Genomic DNA, 19,342 nt, shown 5'->3' with positions numbered 1-19,342 from the left:
TCTCCGCTGAAGCAGGCCCCTCTACGGTGTCCGGATAAGCATCCGGTGTATGGCGAACATTTCAATATTACTTGAATTATGGAAATAATGAAGCTATTCTTTGACCGTGAACTCAAACATCGTAGTGCGCGCCCTGAGCGCCCTTGCTCACGAATCGCGGCTCGCGATTTTCCGGTCGCTGGTCGTTGCCGGACCGGACGGCATTGCTGCTGGCGAGATTGCACAACAACTCGGCCTGTCGCCATCCAGCTTGTCTTTTCACCTGAAAGACCTCGCACACGCGGAGCTAGTGAAATCACGGCAGGAAGGTCGCTTCATTTTTTATTCGGCCAACTTCGACGCGATGAACGGCCTCATTGGCTTCCTTACTGAGAACTGCTGTGCTGGCGCCGACTGCTCACTGCCGGCACCACCTCAATGCTGTGGAGACAAATCATGAAGCGCATGCACATCCATGTTGCCGTCGAGAGCCTTGAAGAAAGCATTCCGTTCTACACCGCAATGTTCGGTGGAACTGGACCGGCCGTTCGGAAAGACGACTACTGTAAGTGGGAGCTGACCGACCCGAAGGTAAATTTCGCTATCTCGCAACGAGGGGCGAATCCCGGCGTGGACCACCTCGGCATTCAGGTCGAGACGGACGAAGAACTCGCTGAAATGCGCAGCCGCTTCGCGAACGCGGAATTGCCGACGCTCGACCAGGCGGCGACGACGTGCTGCTACGCGAAGTCCAACAAGTCATGGACCGTCGACCCGCAAGGGGTCGCCTGGGAAACATTTCGGACGCTGGAAGCTGCACCCACCTACGGTCAGTCGCGGAATGACCCTGAACCTGCCGCGCAGGCTGCCTGTTGTGGCCCAGCAGGCTCAGCTGTGGTGGATTCCGAAGCATGCGTGAGCGCGGTTGACGACGGGCTGCCAAGGGAAGCAAATGAGCAGCGCTGAAAACGTAACGACGGCCAGTCGACCTGCCGCCATCGGCTTCTTCGAACGCTACCTTACTGTGTGGGTAGCGTTGTGTATCGTCGGCGGCATATTGCTCGGTCAGTGGTTGCCGTCCGTGTTCGAATCCATCGGCCGCATGGAAGTTGCGCACGTCAACATTCCAGTGGGTGTGCTCATCTGGGTAATGATTATTCCGATGCTGGTCAAGATTGACTTCGGAGCGATGGCGCAGGTTAAAGGACACTGGCGCGGAATCGGCGTAACGCTGTTCGTGAACTGGCTTGTAAAGCCGTTTTCCATGGCACTGCTCGGTTGGATATTTGTGCGGCACGTGTTTGCGCCGTACCTACCGGCAGCGCAACTCGACAGCTACGTTGCCGGCCTGATTTTGCTGGCAGCCGCGCCGTGCACCGCAATGGTTTTCGTTTGGTCGCAGCTTTGCAAGGGTGACCCGTACTTCACGCTATCTCAGGTCGCGCTTAACGACGCCATCATGATTGTCGCGTTCGCGCCAATCGTTGCGCTCTTGCTCGGTTTATCCGCTATCACCGTGCCTTGGGACACGCTGATTACGTCAGTCGGCCTGTACATCATCATCCCTGTCATCATCGCGCAGTTGATGCGCCGAATATTGCTTACTCGGGGTGAGGCTCAATTTCAGCGTGTCGTATCTGCGCTCGGTCCGTATTCAATCTGCGCTTTGCTTGGCACCCTGGTGTTGCTCTTCGCCTTTCAGGGACAGTCCATTGCCAAAGAACCGCTTGTTATCGCGATGCTCGCGGTGCCCATCCTAATCCAGGTACTTCTGAATTCTGGTCTGGCGTACGTCCTGAATCGCCGGCTCGGCGTCGCTCACTGCGTGGCCGGCCCATCGAGCCTGATTGGTGCAAGCAATTTCTTCGAACTGGCCGTCGCGACTGCAATTAGCCTGTTCGGATTCCAGTCCGGTGCCGCGCTGGCAACAGTCGTTGGCGTGCTGATTGAAGTACCCGTGATGCTACTCGTAGTGAGCGTCGTCAACCGGTCTCAGCACTGGTATGAAGCACGCACAAACTGAGGAGGCAAAAAAAAATGAGTGTCACTATTTATCACAACCCCGCATGCGGCACGTCGCGCAATACGCTGGCGATGATTCGAAATGCGGGCATCGAACCGGAAGTCATCGAGTATCTCGAGCATCCTCCGACCCGCGAACAACTGAAGAGCATGATTTCTTCCGCCGGATTGACAGTCCGCGAAACGATTCGTGAAAAAGGTACGCCCTACGCTGAACTGGGTCTGGCAGACGAGTCGCTGACCGATGAACATCTGCTGGATACGATGCTCGAACACCCGATTCTCATCAACCGGCCGTTCGTGGTCACGCCGCTCGGCGTTCGGTTGTGCAGGCCGTCGGAAGTGGTTCTCGACATCCTTCCGAGTCCGCAACAGGGCGAATTTACGAAGGAAGACGGCGAAAGTGTGGTCAACGCCGACGGCCGGAGGATTCGCTGATGTCATCGGACCTTCGTAACGTCACGATGCCGTTTCTGGACACGCCGGACACAGAGAAGCTAGAGCCACGTGCCGCCGCAACCCACGCACCCAGAATCCTGCTGCTGTATGGCTCACTGCGACCGACGTCTTTCAGCCGTCTGCTGACGCTGGAGGCTGAGCGAATTCTGCAGCACTTTGGTGCTGAGACGAAAGTCTTCGACCCACGCGACCTCCCTATCGCGGATAGTGTCCCAGCTGACCATCCGAAGGTTGTCGAGCTTCGGAAGCTGTCGGAGTGGTCCGAAGGTCAGGTGTGGTGCAGCCCCGAGCGCCACGGGACGTTGACGGCTGTATTCAAGAACCAGATTGACTGGCTGCCATTGGAAATCGGCGGCATCCGTCCGACCCAAGGCCGCACGCTCGCGGTGATGCAGGTTTGCGGCGGCTCGCAATCTTTCAACGCTGTCAACGCGCTGCGCCTCCTTGGCCGGTGGATGCGTATGGTGACCATCCCGAATCAGTCGTCGGTAGCGAAGGCATATCAGGAATTTGAAGCCGATGGGCGCATGAAGCCATCGTCCTACTACGACCGCGTGGTCGACGTTATGGAGGAGCTGTACAAGTTCACATTACTCATACGTGACCGCTCTGACTATTTGACGGACCGATACAGCGAGCGAAAAGAACGGGCGCCCGCTTTAGCCGCCGCTCTGGCCAGCGCGGCAATGACCCATGAGCACGATGCAGACGCCGCAGACAGCGAAGTCGAATAAGCCGGCAGACATGTCGGCGACGCTCACGACTTGGGCATTGGCGCTCGCGCAGCTCGTGTCGTGGGGCTCTGTCTACTACTCATTTTCGCTGCTCGTCGTGCCCATGGAGCAGACAATGGGATGGAGCAGGACTGCCACCAATGCCGCGCTCTCAGTCGGGTTACTGGTTTCAGGGTTCGCGGCTTACCCCATCGGGCGCTGGATTGACCATGGACTGGGGCGACGCATCATGGCCATCGGTTCGGTCATCGCCGCAGTCATGCTGCTGCTCTGGGCGGGCGCCCATTCGCTGACGGTCCTCTTCGTTGTATGGATAGGCCTCGGGATTTCGATGGCTGCCACCTTCTACGACCCTGTCTTCGCCGTTATAACGCACCGGTATCCGCGAAGCTTCCGAAACAAAATCACACTTATTACTCTGGTAGCCGGATTCGCGAGCACAGTCTTTATCCCGTTAACCCAATTACTGGTTGGCTCAGTGGGTTGGCGCACGTCGCTTATTGTTCTGGCTGCATTGAACCTCGTCGTCTGTCTACCTATCCATGTGCTGGCAATCCGTTCGTCGAAGTCTGACGTTAAGTCGCGGCCTAACAATGCCGAGGTTAAGGTGGCGAATGACGCGGCTACCCGTCGCGCGCTTCGTTCGCCGATTTTCTGGGCGCTCGCCGTCTGCTTCACCGCCTACTACGCCACGTTTGCGGCGCTCACATTTCATCTGGTACCGCTGATGGTCGAGCGCGGTGTGTCGAACGCCGTGCTGGTAACGACCATGGCGCTCATCGGTCCGGCTCAGGTTGCTGCACGGGCTATTTGGTTCACCTTCGGTCGAACCGTGCATGTTAGTACTGTGGGCATCATCATCGTGACACTGTTCCCGCTCTCAACCGTTATCCTGATAAGTGCTGGTCACTCGCCAGCATTGCTATGGCTATTCGCGCTCTGCTATGGCGCTGCGAATGGCATGATGACAATTCTCCGCGGCACCATCGTTCAGGACCTGATGTGGACCGAAGGCTACGGCGCAGTTAGCGGCATGCTTTCGTTCCCGTCGAACGTCGCCAAGGGAATTGCGCCGATTGCCGCGGCCAGTATCTGGAGCTTCGCTCGCGGCTACGTAGCTGTTGAGTGGACCGTGTTTCTTGTCTCGATACTGTCAGCAATCGCGTTCTTTGTGGCAGTTCGGGTCAGCCGTCACGCGTTAACGAGAACCGCCCGATGTCGCGTCCAAGTCATAACAGATAATTCGACCATGAAGATACGTGCCGCGCGAAGCGAAGACCTTGATGCCATTGCGGCATTGCTTGCAGAGAACGAGTTGCCGGCTTCCGATGTAACACCCGACCTGTTGCGCGATTTTGCCGTCGCAGAAGATGCCCACGGGTCAGTAGTTGGCACCGTTGGCCTCGAGCGGTTTGGAACTGAGGCGCTGCTGCGGTCACTGGCGGTTGCAAAGCCTAAGCGCAGCGCCGGCTTGGGAAGCAAGCTGCTCACACATGCGGAATACGTGGCGCTCACCTCGGGCTTGTCGGAGTTATGGCTGCTCACGACGACGGCGACTGAATTCTTTCGGCGGGCTGGCTATGCACTCGACGCCCGCCCGAGTGCGCCAACGGGAATTCGGACCAGCACTCAGTTCGCGCAGCTTTGTCCAAGTACTGCAGTCTGCATGAGAAAGAGGCTGTATCCACTCGCACCTAGTACCCTCGCCGTGGGCGAGACGGCGAAGCGCTAGCCGTGGCTGTCGACCCACGCACGACACCATGAAAGGCCGGCCGATTCTGCCTCTTCATCAGAATCGAATGCGCCAAGTACTCCAGACGCGTCTGCGACTTTACTGTCTCGCATGACTGTGCCGCTTCCTGCGAACCGTTCCCGTTGCAGAATGTCTTCCTGCTGCAGGATGGCATGGCCCCACAGCGTATACCCGCGATATTTCTCAGTTTGCATCTGTTGACCTCTGAAGGTCTTCCGTACCGATTCTTATCAATGATGGCCTCAGTTCGAGCGGCACGACAAGCGTCTACTGTTTGACTCGCGCGGTGTCGATACCGGCCATCCTCAAGGTAGCGTCAATCATCCGCAACTCCTGAACGAAATCAAGCGCCCACTCTTCGCCGTCGCATCGGACGGTCATGCCGTTGTGCATTGAAATAAGGTGACGCGCCTTGTACAGGGCGTCGACAAGTTTCGATTCGCGCTCGGCCTCCCGAACCCATTCGTCTGCTCTCATGATGGACCTCCCTCTGAACATGGCAGCAGGTCATGACGCCGAGCGATAGACGTCGCACGACCCCGTTCCCTCGAAAAAAGTGACAGTTCACACCTACGAATTTGCGTGTAGGATACTGTATAAATATACAGGTTTTTCGATGCCACATGTCTAGCGCCACTGTCACTGCCGAAGAGATACATCCGTCCTTGTGGCGTGCGTCGCAGCTCGCGCGTGGCCGTGGCCGGGTGGTTGAGACTGGGTATCCCGCATTGTCGGCCGAGCTTCCCGGCGGGGGCTGGCCGGTCGGAGCCCTTGTCGACCTGATGGTCCAGCAAGCCGGGGTCGGTGAACTGCGACTCTTGCGCCCGGCGCTCAGTGGTTCGGGCAGTCGGCCGGTTGCGTTCGTGCAGCCGCCGCATACCCCGGATGGGCTCGGACTCAGCTACATCGGACTTCCCATTGACCAGGTGTTGCGGATAAGAGCGCAAAAGACCGCAGATGCGCTTTGGTCGGCTGAGCAGATTCTGCGGGCAGGCAGTTGCGGTGCGCTCATCTTCTGGGCGCAATACGCGCAGGCCTCATCGCTGCGGCGCCTGCATCTGGCTGCGCAGTCATCCGAAACGCTCTTCGTGATGGTCAGGCCTCTGGCAGCGGCACAGGATTCATCGCCCGCGCTGTTGCGGCTTGCTTTGAGACCATCAGCCGACGGTTTGACCGTCGACATTGTGAAACGACGAGGGCCAGCGCGCGCAGAGCCTCTGTCGATTCCCCTTCAACCTACTCCTGTATTGCTTTCCCGACATGCGCGTCTTTCTCGCCGTCCACTTGCCGAAGTTGCCGCTCGAGGTGTTCCGACCGAAGTGGTCATCTGAGGCGGCGCACGGAAGTGCTGTACTGGAGAAAGACAAAGTGGTCATTACAGACAGCACAGCTCGTGCAGCTGGCGTGCGCCTTGGGATGAAGCGCGGCGGAGTGCTGACACTGTCGCCGGAAACGGAAATGCATGAACGCGACGCCGGCAAGGAAGCGGCGGCACAGCGCGAGGTGGGTGTTGCCCTGATGCGCCTCTCGCCTGAAGTCGCCTTGCTTGACGAAGCGACCGTCGTGGTGGACGTGGGTGCGAGTCTGCGTCTCTTTGGCGGGTTGCTCGCATTGTGTCGGGAAGCGAAGGCTGTTCTCGGGACGCTTGGGCTTACTGCACGCATCAGTGCCGCACCCACCGGTCAAGGAGGATGGCTACTCGCGAAGTTCGGAAACCGCCGTGTGCTCAAGCTCGCGTCGCTTGAGCAACGACTGGCCGCATTACCGATGCTGGCCGTTCCGGAAGTTCGTCCGTTCGGAGACTGGTTCTCCGGACTTGGCTGCGAGACCATTGCTGACATCAGACGCTTGCCACGCGCCGGCCTGCAGCGACGATGTGGTGAACATCTGCTTGACTCGCTCGACCGTGCATTTGGCACCGCGCCCGAACTCTTTGATTGGCTAGAACTGCCGCCGACTTTCTCCGCACGTATTGAAATGCCGGACCGGCTTGAAGATGCCGACGGCGCAGTCTTCGGCGCCCATCGACTCATCGTGCAATTGTGTGGCTGGCTTTGCGCCAAGCAATTAGCGGTTACGGCCATCCAGCTGCTACTCGAACATGAACGCGGACGCGACGCTATCGAGCCGACAACTATCGACATTGCGCTGGGTGAGCCAACCTGGAAAGAGGAACATCTTGTCAGGCTGCTCAAGGAGCGGCTGCACCGTATTGAGCTGTCTGCTCCAGTTATCGCGCTGCGGCTCGATGCGTCAAAAGTGGAGTCTGCGGCACCGGCTTCCGACACGCTGTTCCCCGAACCGGGAGGTTCAAAGGAAGACCACGCACGCCTTCTTGAGTTACTTGTTGCGCGACTCGGAGAGGATAACGTTCTTCGCCCCGCGCCGACTGCCGACCATCGCCCCGAAGTCGCCAACCGTTGGGTGCCAGTGACGCTCAAGTCGAAGCAGGAGGCACTTCCACTGGGCCTTCCACGACCCACCTGGCAGCTGGACAGCCCGGTGCGACTATTGATGCGTCAGCATCGTCCCTTCTATGGGTCTCCACTGCGGATGGTGTCACCCGGTGAACGTATCGAAGCTGGCTGGTTCGATGGTGAGCTGGTAACGCGCGACTATTTCGTGGCGCAGGGGGAAGACCAGAGTTGCTACTGGATATATCGTGAGCGTGTCAGCAGCCGTGACGCCGAGGAAGAGCAGCGGTGGTTCCTCCACGGACTGTTCGGCTGATGCACCATGGACACCACCTTCAATTTGCTGCCGGCGTATGCCGAGCTTTTCTGCCTCTCGAATTTCAGCTTCCTGCATGGCGCTTCGCATGCCGAGGAACTGTCTGAGCGCGCGGCACAACTTGGCTATTCGGCGCTCGCGGTCACGGACGAATGTTCGCTAGCTGGTGTGGTGCGTGCGCACGTCGCAGCGAAGGAAGCAAAGCTGCCGTTTATCGTCGGCTCGTTTTTCCGATTGGTCAATGCCGACGGCTCGCCTGCATTCGGGATTATCCTGCTCGCCAAAAACCGCGAGGGGTATGGCAACCTGTCCGAGCTGATTACGCTTGCGCGCACCCGGGCAACCAAGGGCGAATATCGCCTGACACCACAGGACCTCTCGCGTCCAGAGAAGGAATATCGACACCTTCGCGGGATGCCGGACTGCCTCGCCATCCTTGTGCCGGATTTCCCGGCCAACGAGGATGTCCTTGCTGCACAGGTCGAGTGGCTGGACGATACCTTTCCTGGCCGCGCTTGGGTAGGGTTGGTGCTTCACCAGCGCGCCATGGATGACATTCACCGTGGCTCGGTCGAGTTCCTCGCGCGCAGTCAGGATGTTCCCGTTGTCGCGCTGGGTCATGTCGTCATGCATGTGCGCTCGCGCAAGCCACTGCAGGACACAATGACCGCCATCCGGGTCGGCAGGCCTGTACACGAGTGTGGCTACGACCTCGCGCCGAATGCCGAACAGCATCTGCGTTCGCGACTCCGCCTGGCGAATCTTTACCCCGTCGAAGCACTGGCAGCGACCGTCGACATCGCGAGCCGCTGTACGTTTTCGCTCGACGAGCTGCGCTATGAGTATCCGGACGAACTGGTACCTGTGGGCATCACCCCAAAAGCCTATCTTCGGCAGGAAACCTACATCGGCGCGCAGCGACGCTTTCCATCTGGCATCCCTCACAACGTACAGGCGCAGATTGAGCACGAGCTTGAGCTCATAGCCGACCTTGAATACGAACCGTACTTTCTGACCGTGTACGACATCGTTCGCTTTGCGCGCAGCCAGCACATACTCTGCCAAGGTCGAGGCTCAGCCGCCAATAGCGCGGTATGCTATTGCCTTGGCATCACAGAGGTCGACCCCGCGCGCGGCAACATGCTGTTCGAACGGTTCATCAGCAAGGAGCGCGGTGAACCTCCAGACATCGACGTCGACTTCGAACACCAGCGGCGCGAAGAGGTCATCCAGTACATCTATCGCAAGTATGGCCGTGACCGGGCTGCTATCGCCGCGGCGGTTTCAACGTACCGGCCACGGGGCGCACTGCGTGAAACGGGCAAAGCACTTGGCGTTGACCCACAGATTGTCGACCTGGTCGCGAAGAGTCATCACTGGTTCGACACGAGCCAGGACCTTTTGAAGCGCTTCGCCGAATCCGGGCTTGACCCGGAAAAGCCGCTCATCCAGGCGTGGGCGCGGCTCGCTTCCCAGCTTCTTGGCTTTCCGCGCCACCTGTCCCAGCACTCTGGCGGGTTCGTAATCAGTCGCGGCAAGCTCACGCGTCTTGTCCCTGTCGAGAATGCGGCGATGGCGGACCGGTCCGTCATCGAGTGGGACAAGGACGACCTTGAGGCGCTTGGCCTGCTGAAAATTGATGTGCTTGCACTCGGCATGCTGTCGGCCATCCGCCGTGCGCTGGACATCGTGTCGGAGCAACGCGGTGAGCGATTCGAAATGCAGGACATTCCGCCGGAGGATTCAAAGACGTACGAGATGATTTCCGCCGCGGACACTGTCGGTGTGTTTCAGATTGAATCGCGAGCGCAGATGAGCATGTTGCCGCGGATGAAGCCCCGCACGTTTTATGACCTCGTCATTGAGGTAGCCATCGTGAGGCCAGGGCCGATTCAGGGCGGCGCTGTCCATCCTTACCTGCAACGTCGTCAGGGCTTCGAACCCGTAACGTATCCGAGTGAAGCACTGAAGACGGCGCTTGGGCGGACGCTTGGGGTGCCGATTTTTCAGGAGCAGGTCATGCAGGTTGCCATCCTGGCTGCCGGCTTTACAGCTGGAGAGGCTGACCAGTTAAGACGAGCAATGGCCGCCTGGAAACGGAAAGGTGGCCTCGAAAAATACTATGACCGCATCGTCAACGGGATGCAGGAGCGCGGCTACGACCAAGCCTTCGCAGAAGGCATCTTCGAGCAAATCAAGGGCTTCGGTGAGTACGGTTTCCCTGAAAGCCATGCTGCCAGTTTCGCGCTGCTGGTTTATGCGAGTAGCTGGCTCAAGTGCCATGAGCCCGAGGCATTCCTTGCTGCCATGCTCAACAGTCAGCCGATGGGATTCTATTCGCCATCACAGCTTGTGCAGGACGCACAGCGCCACGGCGTGAAGGTGCTGCCAGTTGACGTTGCTGTCAGTGGCTGGGATTCTGTCCTGGTGCTATCGCCCGACAATCACCGTCCAGCTGTGCGCCTCGGCATGTCGCTCCTGCGCGGCATGAAGGATGGTGCTGCGGAGCGGATTGAAAATGCAAGAGCCGTGCGACCGTTCGATACCGTCGCGGACTTGGCCCGTAGAGCGCAACTGGACCGAAAGGACCTCCATGCTCTTGCGGACGCCAACGCTCTCGCGTCATTGGCCGGAAATCGCCGCGAGGCTCTATGGCAATCGGTCGCCGCCGTGCCTGACAAGGACATGCTTGCCGTAGCGGCGGTCCAGGACGAGACACCGCAGTTGGGCGCGCCAACGGAAGCGAACGACATCGTTGCAGACTACAGGTCTGTCGGGTTAACGTTAGGACGGCATCCACTGGAACTGCTCCGGCCGCAACTGCTCGCAAACCGGTTGATGCCGGCGTCGACACTGCACAGCTATGGCGACGGCCGATTGGCACGAGGCTGCGGACTTGTAACGGTCCGTCAACGGCCCGGGACTGCCAAAGGCGTCATGTTCGTCACACTCGAGGATGAGACGGGTAACGTCAACGTCATTGTCTGGCCAAGCCTGCTGGAGAAGCAAAGGAAGGAAGCGCTTGGCGCCTCCTTACTTGCGGTGTATGGGACATGGCAATGCCAGGGAGAGGTTCGACATCTGGTTGCGCAGCGCTTGGTTGACATGTCTCATCTGCTGGGCGGCTTAAGCACGGCGAGTCGGGACTTTTGCTAACCGAGGCGAAAAAGTTGCGTATTATCGAAGCATTGAACGGAGGCATCCATGTGCTACTCGGCTCAGATTCAGGCTGACTACCGCAAGTTCGTGCGCATGTTCGGCGCCATCATGGACATAGGCGAATTCTCGCGCCTGTTTTTCGAGCGTGCCGAAGGTGTCAGCAAAGCGAAGGTACCCAAAGCGATGGAGGATGCATTCGCCGAACCGAAAGCCGACGCTGAACACGAAATCAAAGCCTCCATCGACCAGTTCAATGCAGCTCAGAGTGCGAAGCTTGAGCAGGACCTGTTCAAACAGCGGAAGCGGCTGGCAGATGCCGAACGCACGCTTCAAACAAAAATCAACAAGGCTGCGACAGAGAGCCGACGAATTGCTACGGACAAAATTGCCTGGACTCTTGGCAAGCTTGACGACATTCAACGCACAACAGTCAAACCACGCGATTCGCGCATATTCCCGGGACATTACGCACCCGTCCTAGTCATGGAAAATGGTCAGCTCGTCGTCAAGCCCATGCGTTACCAGTGTCGTATTGCTGGCAAGCCCGCGAACTATGACGTGAAATACCCTGGAACCTACAACGCTCGTCGCGACAATCTCGAGGGTTTCTGGAAGCCATGCTTTGGGTACACCCATGGTGTGATGCTTGTCGACGTTTTCTATGAGAATGTCAGCAAGGCAAAGATGGAGGGGACCCTGTCAGAAACACATGAACGAGCCGAAAATGTCGTCCTCGAATTTCGTCCAAGCAATGGTCAACTGATGTTGGTCGCCTGCCTGTGGTCGCGTTGGTCAGCACCGGGCGAACCGGACTTGCTGTCATTTGCGGCAATAACGGACGAGCCGCCAGAGGAGGTCGCAGCGGCAGGTCATGACCGGTGCATTATTCCTATCAAACCGGAGAACATTGACGCGTGGCTGAATCCGGATGCGTCGGATTTGGCGGCGCAGTATGCGATTCTTGATGACAGGGACCGTCCATACTACGAGCATCGACTCGCTGCGTGACCACTTGCCCGTAACTCAAGCTACTGATTGCGTTAAAGCGTGACGAATCCGCTCAACCTCGACCTCCGGGCACGAGCTGAAATGCTTGCCTGTCTTGTTTCGTCGCACCTGCTCGCCAAACAACTGACGGGGTGACTGGCTTTCGCCCGACCACGTCGTGAAGTCCCTAACGTTGTGGTTAGAATCTGAAGAGTCACCTACGCGCTGCTACTCCAAGACAAATGACTCGATTTGACAGCCTAAACCACGCGCCGGCTCAAACACGCATAACACTAAGGCAGCGCTTTTCTCGCAACCTGCAGGTCCGTCCCGACAGCCGAATGATGACGGCGGCCGAACGGATGATGGACGACGAAACTGTACTTGCACTTCTTACGCATCTGCAGATTGAGAACAATTCGCACCCTAAAAGGGCACGTCAGATATACGAAGCCGCACAAGCGAAGCACGCTGGGCAACTTTCATTCGATGAGTTGATTTCGCGAGGCTGGATATTGCCCGCTTGGGGGATTGTCTATTCGCCGCGCGACTTCCACCGCCTGCACGAACAACAAACCGAGAACCCTATGCCAGCTTTGACGGAGTGGTTGAAGGCTCGCTACGATTTGACATACAACTGGCAGGGCGAACACACAAGCGAACTTGCCCAAGCCATCGTCAGTCAGACAGTGCGACCGGAAACCATCGTCTGTCGCAGCCCTGAATGGGTGGCCGCCCGACTATGGGAGCGGATGTCGTTTGACGCAAACAATCCATCGGTCCGCTTGGAGCGATGGATGGCAGCATGGCGACTTCTTCGCCACCCCGAAATCATCCTGTCTAAAGTATGGTCAGAAACCGAGAGGGCAGTGTTCGTCGAAACGGGCCTGCACATTCTCGAAGCGGAGGCAGGATTCCCATCATGGGAGGTCTTCAGGACACGTTGCATTCAAATGGTCGCAAACTCGGCGCTTCGGGAGCCTCTCGATTACCAGCATTACCTTCCGCAAGTGCCTGAAACATTGGTCGACCGTGCACTCTGGCTGCGAAGCCGTGTTGCTGAGCGCCCCGCATATTGGGCGCTCGAGGCGTGGGGCAACGCGTTTGGACTTACGCGGATATTGCTTGACGAAGTAAACGCGACGACAAACTCTCCTGCTGTGCACCCCGTCGCTGCCAAAGTGTTTCGGCTCGCCGAGGCTTGCCCCGATGTTCTCAACTTCTTGCTCCACTATATACCGAGCCGTCCTTACCTACTCTCTGACATGGTGATGTTGCCAGAGTGGTCTGCGATTGCTTGCCTTTTAATTTCCGAATGGAACCTGAACACGGGCACCTGGGACCGCGACTTGGAAATGCGCGATAACGAGATGGCCCGAGACACCGCATTTGCAGACGCCGTCTCCGTTCTCGCACGACATCTCCAGAGCGGGCAGCTTGTTCCGGCGGAAGTTGCTGCGCTATTGCGCGAGCTTCACGCTCGCGCCAAGCCGGGAAATATTATGGACCTTCAGGGAAACGAGACGATGCTCGCCGCGCTGCGGTCGGTTCTTGTGACGCAGCCCCGGGAGATTCTCGTTCAAGCGTTTGATGCGCTGGCGACCGCTGAAGGAGGGTTGAAGTTGGGTCATGCCGCTTTCTCTGCCGCCCTTGACTTGCTCGACTGTGGGCAGTTGGCAGAAGACGTGCCAGCGGAATTACTGGTCTCAGCTTATGTGGAATCTGTGCTTTCTGATGACTATGTGCTTTCGGCGGCTCGCGTATCGACCGACGGCGCCGCGGCACTTTACCTGCTCGCGCACAAGCTCGATACCGCTAGCGCGCAACGTTTCTTGTTCCCTTTCAACGTAAGGGAAAGACTTGTTGCAAGCGAGAATATCTACAGCACAAGAGATACCTTGGCTCGTGCGATTCAAGTTCATATGCAAGTCCTGTCGCGGGCTGCGGTTGGCGTTTCGAGCCCAGTGCCAGATACCCTTTTTAAAGCACTTTTGAACACCGTTCGTACGGGAGCGAGCGCCAACGACAACAAGGGTCGCGTAGCCGCTTTGGCTGTTGGATACGAGACAAACCCATCGCGTGGCAGATGGGACCGAGCACTGACGACTGACCTCTCGGCAGCCCTGAATGTCCTCGACGACGTTCGCGCGACCCAGCTTTTGGATGAGATTCTCGGTACCGACGAGCCGGCATTTCTTGCGCAGTTCTTAACCACCGTTCCTTCCCAGTTCAAGCCGCGAATTGAAAAGTGCCTTGAGAAGCTAGCCCCCGAGGATGCGGGAGAGAATTGGCGGACTGACCGATTTGTGAGGATTGAAGCGCTCCTCAACGCTGGCGCCCTGGATGCGGCTGCTGCTTATATTGAGGCAGAGACTCGACTACCGCAGGAGATTCAGAAGAGGACCGCTCTTGCGAGGTTTCGCAGCGAGTTGCGACTCGCTTTTTTGAGGGGGGATTGGGATAGCGTCATGAGCGCCGTTGTGCCCCAAGACATGTCGCTTGGGGACCAAGAGGAGGCCAGAAACGCTATGCTCTTCTTTCAGGGTGCATCGCATATAGTAAGGGAAGAAGGGAACCCGACTTACGCCGAGCAAGTCTTCAGTACCCTCTACAGGCGCAAGCCAACAGAACCTGCATACGCGCACAACCTGTTCGCGGCGAGGGTTCGGAGCGCAGTCGGAAAAGACATGTTCGGTCGTCTGCACGGGGACGCTCTCAAGCGCGCCAATCAAGTCCTGACCGAAGCTACGGCGATGGAAACTTCTTTTCAACTGGCCGCACCCGATTCGGATGGCTACGTCATCAACAAAGCGGCCCTGCTGCTGGCTGCCAACCGGAGCATCGAAGCAGAGCAGCTTCTTCGTCCAATCTTCGTCGCCCGCATAAATGAACGCGTGGCAGCTCTCAGCGCGGTAGCGTTGGTCAGAATGGGGCGCAGCCGAGAGGGACTGGAAACTCTTGAATGGGCGGAAACCAAGCTCGGTGCCTCGGAACTTCTGACGCAAACGCGCACCTATCTTTACGATGGGGGATTCGTAGCGATGAGGGTGGAGGTCAGCGGGGACGACAATCCGCTACCGCGAATAAAAGAAGCCATCGGCGACATGCTTCGCTTGAACCCATTCGAGCAAGCTCAAGTTTGGCGCGGGAGTCCTTCGGCCTTCAACACGTTTGTGATTGAACAGGTTCGGTCGGCGGCGGCAAGCGTCGTCTCTCTGGTAGCTACGATGCGGCAAGTGGAAATCGACTCTTGCGAGGACGATATTAACGCCCTGGTGAGAGAGTTTCTGTCGTCTCGACTGGCGTTCGTTGGATGGGCCGTTCCTGACCAGTCCAAAGGTGGCTTCACGGACAAGGGCAATCCGGCCGAACGAGACCTTCTTATCAAGAAGGATTCGAGCGAATTGGTCTCGATAGAAGCTGTAGTATGTGACCGTAGTCCCGGTACAGTGTGGACGAAAGATGAGCTGAAGAGCCATTTTCAAAAACTACTGGCATCCTCATCGTGTAAGTTATTTTTCCATTTGACATATGCATACAAAGGGCCGATAAGCGCGATTCTGAGCGAGCTATCGAAACTTGCTCAGCACGATGCGCCTGAGGGATTCTCGTACATGGACAGCAAACCGGTTGAAGCCGCAGACTCCGGTCCAACCGGCTTGATGGTTCGCTACAGGACGGACACTGGCGACGCCCACGTCGTTTTTCTTGTGTTGGACTTGTTGCAGGATGTACCCCGAAAGGCAGCAAGGTTGGCCGCGAAAAGCTCAGCACGGAGGCAGCGAGACAGGCCGATAGAAAACTCAAGCGAGGCAGCGCCCGGCGAGTCCGGCGGTTCATCGAAACGGAGACGTTCCCCCAAGTCCCCGCCCCAACTACAGCCGGCGGCTCCGTCGGAAAGGAAGCATAGGGAGAAACGATGAGCCTATCTAAACCAACGCGGCTCCTCGTATTTGCTTCTAGGCAGGCTAACCAACGTCGCGCTATTTGTGGCAAAGGCTGGCCTGCACGGGCGTTTTCGGTGCGACTATCTAGGCAACACTCAATACCGGCGAACGATGCATTAGGTCGTGCTTTCGATTTGGAGAACCTAGCTATCTTCGACGGTGTCATGGCATATTGCGGCCAACTTCACGAGGAAATCACTTTATGGCAACAACTTTGGAAGCAGTCCAGGCGAAGATGAAAAAGTTGCAAGCGCAGGCGGATGCGCTAATTGCAAAGCAATCCTCAGGTATCGTCGAAAAGATTCGCGAGTTGATGGCGAAGCACGGCCTGACCACTGCCGACATCGACGCGCACTCTGAAGGTAAGCGGCGCGTTGCGAAGCCAGTTGTTAAGGCTATGAGCAAAGGTAGCGCTGCTGCGGTCAAGTATCGCGACCCGAAGAGCGGTGCAAGCTGGACCGGACACGGCCGGGCACCAGGTTGGATTGCCGCCGCGAAGAACCGAGACAAATTCTTGGTTGACGGAAGTACGGCGACGGCGAATCCGGTTCCTGTCACTAAAGTGAAGACTGCGGGCAATTACGTTCGCGGTCCGCAGCCGGCGATGTATCAGGACCCCAAATCTGGCGCCACATGGTCTGGACGCGGCCGCGCACCGGCATGGGTTGCTAACGTCAAGGACCGAAGCAAATTCCTGATTGCAGGCGGCGCTGAAGCGACTGCTACTGCGAATGCAGGTCTTGTGAGCAATGCTAAGGCTGCGGTGAAGAAGGCCTCGAAGGCAGTTGGTGAGACCTCTACCAAGGGCCAGCCGAAAGGTCCGCAACCGGCTAAGTATCGCGACTCAAAGTCCGGTGCGACATGGAGCGGACGCGGTCCGGCTCCAGCGTGGCTAGCGGGTGCGAAAGACCGGACGAAGTTTTTGACTGATGGCGCCAGTGCAGCGGCCGATGCGAAACCGGCGGCTACGAAGGCTGTTGCGAAGAAGGCCTCGACGGCGAAGAAAACTGCTGCCAAGAAGGCCATGACCTCGAAGATGCCGGCTAAGAAGGCACCGACGAAAAAAGCGCCGCACGAGAGCGAGGCCATGTCCACGCCGGTGGTCACAGTCTAGTTTGGCGCCGAGTTGACGGCCTAAACCAGTTGCCCGATGCGCGGTGGACCAGCGATTTTCTGGTTCCACGGGGTACACCAAGCCGGCCACGTGACCACCGACCGCATCGACCACAGCGTGGTGCCCCGCGACCCCGCCTACCACGGCGCCCTTGAGTCATCCCGCGCCGTTTGCGCTGCCTGCCGTTGCGAAGGCCAGCGTCATTGCAATCAAGGCGATTCTTCTCGAGCACCTTTCTACGCGCTGAAGGGTGTGAACCGTAGCTTCGATGCTTCTCCTTATCCAACCCTGTTGCCAACCGCGACTGGCAGTTCGAGCACATACTCCCATTTCGGGATATGCCCTGGAATCTGCAGAGTTTCACCACGCCAGTACAGATGCAGTCGGTGGTCAATGCCCGCGGCAGATGGCGCGAAGGTATATATAGCCATGTCACCGCGATGAACCGTCCCTTGCGGCGCCACCTCATAGACGGGGTCCGTGGGTTTCCCGTGGACGCTCTTGAAACCAAGCGCCTCTTCAAGGGTCACACTAGCAAACATGGACTGATACCTGGACGGTTTGTCCGGATAGTGCGCCTTGCGAGTCGCCTCCAACAGCAGCTCAAGTACTACGCCGTTGTAGTCTTGTGGGGACTGAGGTTGCGGAGGCGGGTCACGGAAAAACTGCATCCCATGTCGTGAGAATCCCGCGGGATACATATTGTTGATGTGCATCACGATTTCATTGCCGTTCGCAGCCAAGTTAGGCGTCAGCTCAATCTTGCCGCCATCAGCGTACACCCCACGCCTGTCCACCGAGTAGTACTTCAACGCTATCTCCCATTGCAATATCAAACTTCGACTATTGTGCTGTTTTCACTGTGACGCGGCAACGAGGTGGCAAAGCGACGTTCTTCGAGCCATACTTGGTGGATGACCGCGCGGGTACCGGCAGGCGCGTCGGTTCGACACGCATGTCGACCGGCCCATAAGCGGTAGCACGACGTTGACTTCCTCGATGACAAGGACAGGCCTTACTACGAGCACAAGCTCGCGGCGTGACGCTAGCGATTACGCCCGGACGTCACGATAAATTGCCAGATTTTTCTCGGTTCGCGCTGCGTCGAGGTCCTGTATTTCCTCAATCTGCTCGATTGCTGCTATGTAGTCGGGTGGGAGTTTCGCCTCACGGGCGCCGTACACAACGTGATATTTGTACCAATGGTACGGCCTGAGTCCAGGCTCCAACTTGGTCGCGAGGTACGTGACCGCGGCAACCACTCCTTGGTCAGTCGGGACCTGAATATTCTGTCGCTCATATGTACTACCTGCGTCCTCGTATTTGTCTAGGGCCTCCAGACTGTTAGCATTGATAGCAAAGAGCACACCCCATACACGGTGACCCAATTCCCCAGTACGCTTGCAATCGCATTTGCCAGAGCCATCTTTGGAAACCTTGTCGAACGTGAGTTGGTATCCATCAAGGTAGCCGTTCGCGGCGTGCCGAATTGGTTTGATGCGTTCGGACAGCCGCGGCGCACTCATGTTGGACCCGTATGCAAAGTAAGCGAATTCATTCGGTTTAAGCATTTCTTCCTCGTAGTGTCCAGCGGCTGCGACTTCAAGGCTTAGATGTATTCAACGCCCCTGCATGAGCACTTTGCGTGGCTAAGCGGCAGGGCTGGCCTCCGCACCAGCAAACCGTAGGGGCAAGAGGCTGATGGCTACTGTACACCCCGAAGGAACGCGAGTATTTCCCTCTTTGCCAACATCGACAGTCGTTACGGCTCGTTGGGACAGAACGCCAATGGCCTCACCCTTCTCATTTATGAGGGGACCGCCGCTGGCGCCTGTATGCATCGCATTGTCGATATACATGACGTCACACTCCAGCGTTCCGCGACCCTCAGTCGTCGCCACAATGCGCCTGATGTTTCCAATGTATCCCTGCTTGATGAGCGGACCAGTCATATCAGCCTGATACCCTTTATCCATTGCGGCCCTGAATGCATCGGCTCCTTCTGTCACAGAAGACAGCAGTCGGTCCACATCAAAAGGGAGCCGCAGCTCCTCTGAATAGCCGGCCATAAAAACGCGCTGACCGAGACGAGGCGTCTCTAGCGGGACTGGTATCCGGTGAACAGTGTGGGAAAAAGGAACCTTCGGATGCAGTACCGCCATGTCCAACTGGACATTGCTCGTAAAGCCCGAGACCTGTATCTCTGGGCAGCACATAACTACCGCGTATTCAGCTACCGGAACGCAAGGGAATTTGCAGAATATCTTCAGCTCTGGGGTCCTGTAGTCGCTTCTCCGAATAGGGAATCGTCCGGTCACAACATGTGCTGCCGTCAGAACCTGCCCCTCGGGGGTGTACGCGTATCCCGTGCCTTCACTGATTTTCTCGTCGTTGAGGAAGACAGTTACGTAGCAGCAGGCGGGTGAAATTCGATTGTAGAGTTCTTCAAGCATGTCAT

The 19,342-nt window shown here is 57.7% G+C and carries 17 protein-coding genes and 1 pseudogene; 13 read left to right on the top strand and 5 right to left on the bottom strand.

What is annotated here, in order from left to right; all coding sequences use genetic code 11:
* The first annotated feature begins 106 nt into the window (after positions 1-106).
* The 7 genes and pseudogenes from HWY05_RS12710 (at position 107) to arsN2 (ending at position 4,926) form a co-directional block, all read left to right on the top strand.
* Positions 107-439 (top strand): metalloregulator ArsR/SmtB family transcription factor, encoded by a 333-nt coding sequence (locus HWY05_RS12710; RefSeq protein WP_176058856.1) that lies wholly within the window; start codon positions 107-109, stop codon positions 437-439.
* Positions 436-945: an ArsI/CadI family heavy metal resistance metalloenzyme gene (locus HWY05_RS12705; RefSeq protein WP_244146602.1), complete on the top strand. Its 510-nt coding sequence runs from the start codon at positions 436-438 to the stop codon at positions 943-945. The genes HWY05_RS12710 and HWY05_RS12705 overlap by 4 nt, the downstream gene beginning before the upstream one ends.
* The gene (gene arsB, locus HWY05_RS12700; protein WP_176058575.1) at positions 932-2,002 is read left to right on the top strand and encodes an ACR3 family arsenite efflux transporter; all 1,071 of its coding nucleotides are present in this window, start codon (positions 932-934) and stop codon (positions 2,000-2,002) included. Before HWY05_RS12705 ends, arsB begins: the two co-directional genes overlap by 14 nt.
* Positions 2,003-2,016: 14 nt before the next feature.
* Positions 2,017-2,439 (top strand): arsenate reductase (glutaredoxin), encoded by a 423-nt coding sequence (gene arsC / locus HWY05_RS12695; protein WP_176058574.1) that lies wholly within the window; start codon positions 2,017-2,019, stop codon positions 2,437-2,439.
* The gene (arsH, locus tag HWY05_RS12690) at positions 2,439-3,194 is read left to right on the top strand and encodes an arsenical resistance protein ArsH (protein WP_176058573.1); all 756 of its coding nucleotides are present in this window, start codon (positions 2,439-2,441) and stop codon (positions 3,192-3,194) included. The genes arsC and arsH overlap by 1 nt, the downstream gene beginning before the upstream one ends.
* Positions 3,163-4,386 (top strand): annotated as a pseudogene (locus tag HWY05_RS12685) (MFS transporter); the annotation flags it as partial. The gene arsH and the pseudogene HWY05_RS12685, both read left to right, overlap by 32 nt.
* 57 nt (positions 4,387-4,443) lie before the next feature.
* Complete coding sequence (gene arsN2 / locus HWY05_RS12680) at positions 4,444-4,926, top strand: arsenic resistance N-acetyltransferase ArsN2 (RefSeq protein ID WP_176058855.1); 483 nt, start codon at positions 4,444-4,446, stop codon at positions 4,924-4,926.
* On the opposite strand, the gene HWY05_RS38285 is transcribed toward arsN2, so the two are convergent.
* Complete coding sequence (locus tag HWY05_RS38285; protein WP_244146601.1) at positions 4,923-5,141, bottom strand: hypothetical protein; 219 nt, start codon at positions 5,139-5,141, stop codon at positions 4,923-4,925. The genes arsN2 and HWY05_RS38285 overlap by 4 nt on opposite strands.
* A gap of 73 nt (positions 5,142-5,214) precedes the next feature.
* Positions 5,215-5,424 (bottom strand): hypothetical protein, encoded by a 210-nt coding sequence (locus tag HWY05_RS12675; RefSeq protein ID WP_176058572.1) that lies wholly within the window; start codon positions 5,422-5,424, stop codon positions 5,215-5,217.
* A gap of 146 nt (positions 5,425-5,570) precedes the next feature.
* Here HWY05_RS12675 and imuA point away from each other — a divergent pair, with 146 nt between their 5' ends.
* From imuA to HWY05_RS12645, 6 genes are all read left to right on the top strand, one after another.
* On the top strand, positions 5,571-6,278 hold the full coding sequence (imuA, locus tag HWY05_RS12670) for a translesion DNA synthesis-associated protein ImuA (protein WP_176058571.1): 708 nt from the start codon (positions 5,571-5,573) through the stop codon (positions 6,276-6,278).
* A complete protein-coding gene (locus tag HWY05_RS12665) occupies positions 6,208-7,677 on the top strand; it encodes a DNA polymerase Y family protein (protein ID WP_176058570.1) in 1,470 nt (489 codons plus the stop codon). The genes imuA and HWY05_RS12665 overlap by 71 nt, the downstream gene beginning before the upstream one ends.
* A gap of 6 nt (positions 7,678-7,683) precedes the next feature.
* The gene (locus HWY05_RS12660; protein WP_176058569.1) at positions 7,684-10,833 is read left to right on the top strand and encodes an error-prone DNA polymerase; all 3,150 of its coding nucleotides are present in this window, start codon (positions 7,684-7,686) and stop codon (positions 10,831-10,833) included.
* A gap of 48 nt (positions 10,834-10,881) precedes the next feature.
* On the top strand, positions 10,882-11,844 hold the full coding sequence (locus HWY05_RS12655) for an SOS response-associated peptidase family protein (protein ID WP_176058568.1): 963 nt from the start codon (positions 10,882-10,884) through the stop codon (positions 11,842-11,844).
* A gap of 320 nt (positions 11,845-12,164) precedes the next feature.
* On the top strand, positions 12,165-15,746 hold the full coding sequence (locus HWY05_RS12650) for a hypothetical protein (RefSeq protein ID WP_176058567.1): 3,582 nt from the start codon (positions 12,165-12,167) through the stop codon (positions 15,744-15,746).
* 226 nt (positions 15,747-15,972) lie between these two features.
* Positions 15,973-16,884 (top strand): H-NS family nucleoid-associated regulatory protein, encoded by a 912-nt coding sequence (locus HWY05_RS12645; protein ID WP_176058566.1) that lies wholly within the window; start codon positions 15,973-15,975, stop codon positions 16,882-16,884.
* Positions 16,885-17,162: 278 nt separating this feature from the next.
* On the opposite strand, the gene HWY05_RS12640 is transcribed toward HWY05_RS12645, so the two are convergent.
* The 3 genes from HWY05_RS12640 to HWY05_RS12630 all read right to left on the bottom strand — a co-directional run bounded on the left by HWY05_RS12640 (position 17,163) and on the right by HWY05_RS12630 (position 19,337).
* A complete protein-coding gene (locus HWY05_RS12640) occupies positions 17,163-17,696 on the bottom strand; it encodes a hypothetical protein (protein ID WP_176058565.1) in 534 nt (177 codons plus the stop codon).
* 240 nt (positions 17,697-17,936) lie between these two features.
* Positions 17,937-18,455 (bottom strand): gamma-glutamylcyclotransferase family protein, encoded by a 519-nt coding sequence (locus HWY05_RS12635; protein ID WP_176058564.1) that lies wholly within the window; start codon positions 18,453-18,455, stop codon positions 17,937-17,939.
* Between the two features lie 78 nt (positions 18,456-18,533).
* Positions 18,534-19,337 (bottom strand): serine protease, encoded by an 804-nt coding sequence (locus HWY05_RS12630; RefSeq protein WP_176058563.1) that lies wholly within the window; start codon positions 19,335-19,337, stop codon positions 18,534-18,536.
* Positions 19,338-19,342 lie beyond the last annotated feature (5 nt).

Origin of the sequence: Paraburkholderia sp. BCC1876, from assembly GCF_902833695.1 — a bacterium.
Lineage (GTDB): Bacteria > Pseudomonadota > Gammaproteobacteria > Burkholderiales > Burkholderiaceae > Paraburkholderia.
The sequence above is the reverse complement of the archived record's forward strand: the minus strand, read 5'-3'. Positions and strand labels throughout refer to the sequence as shown.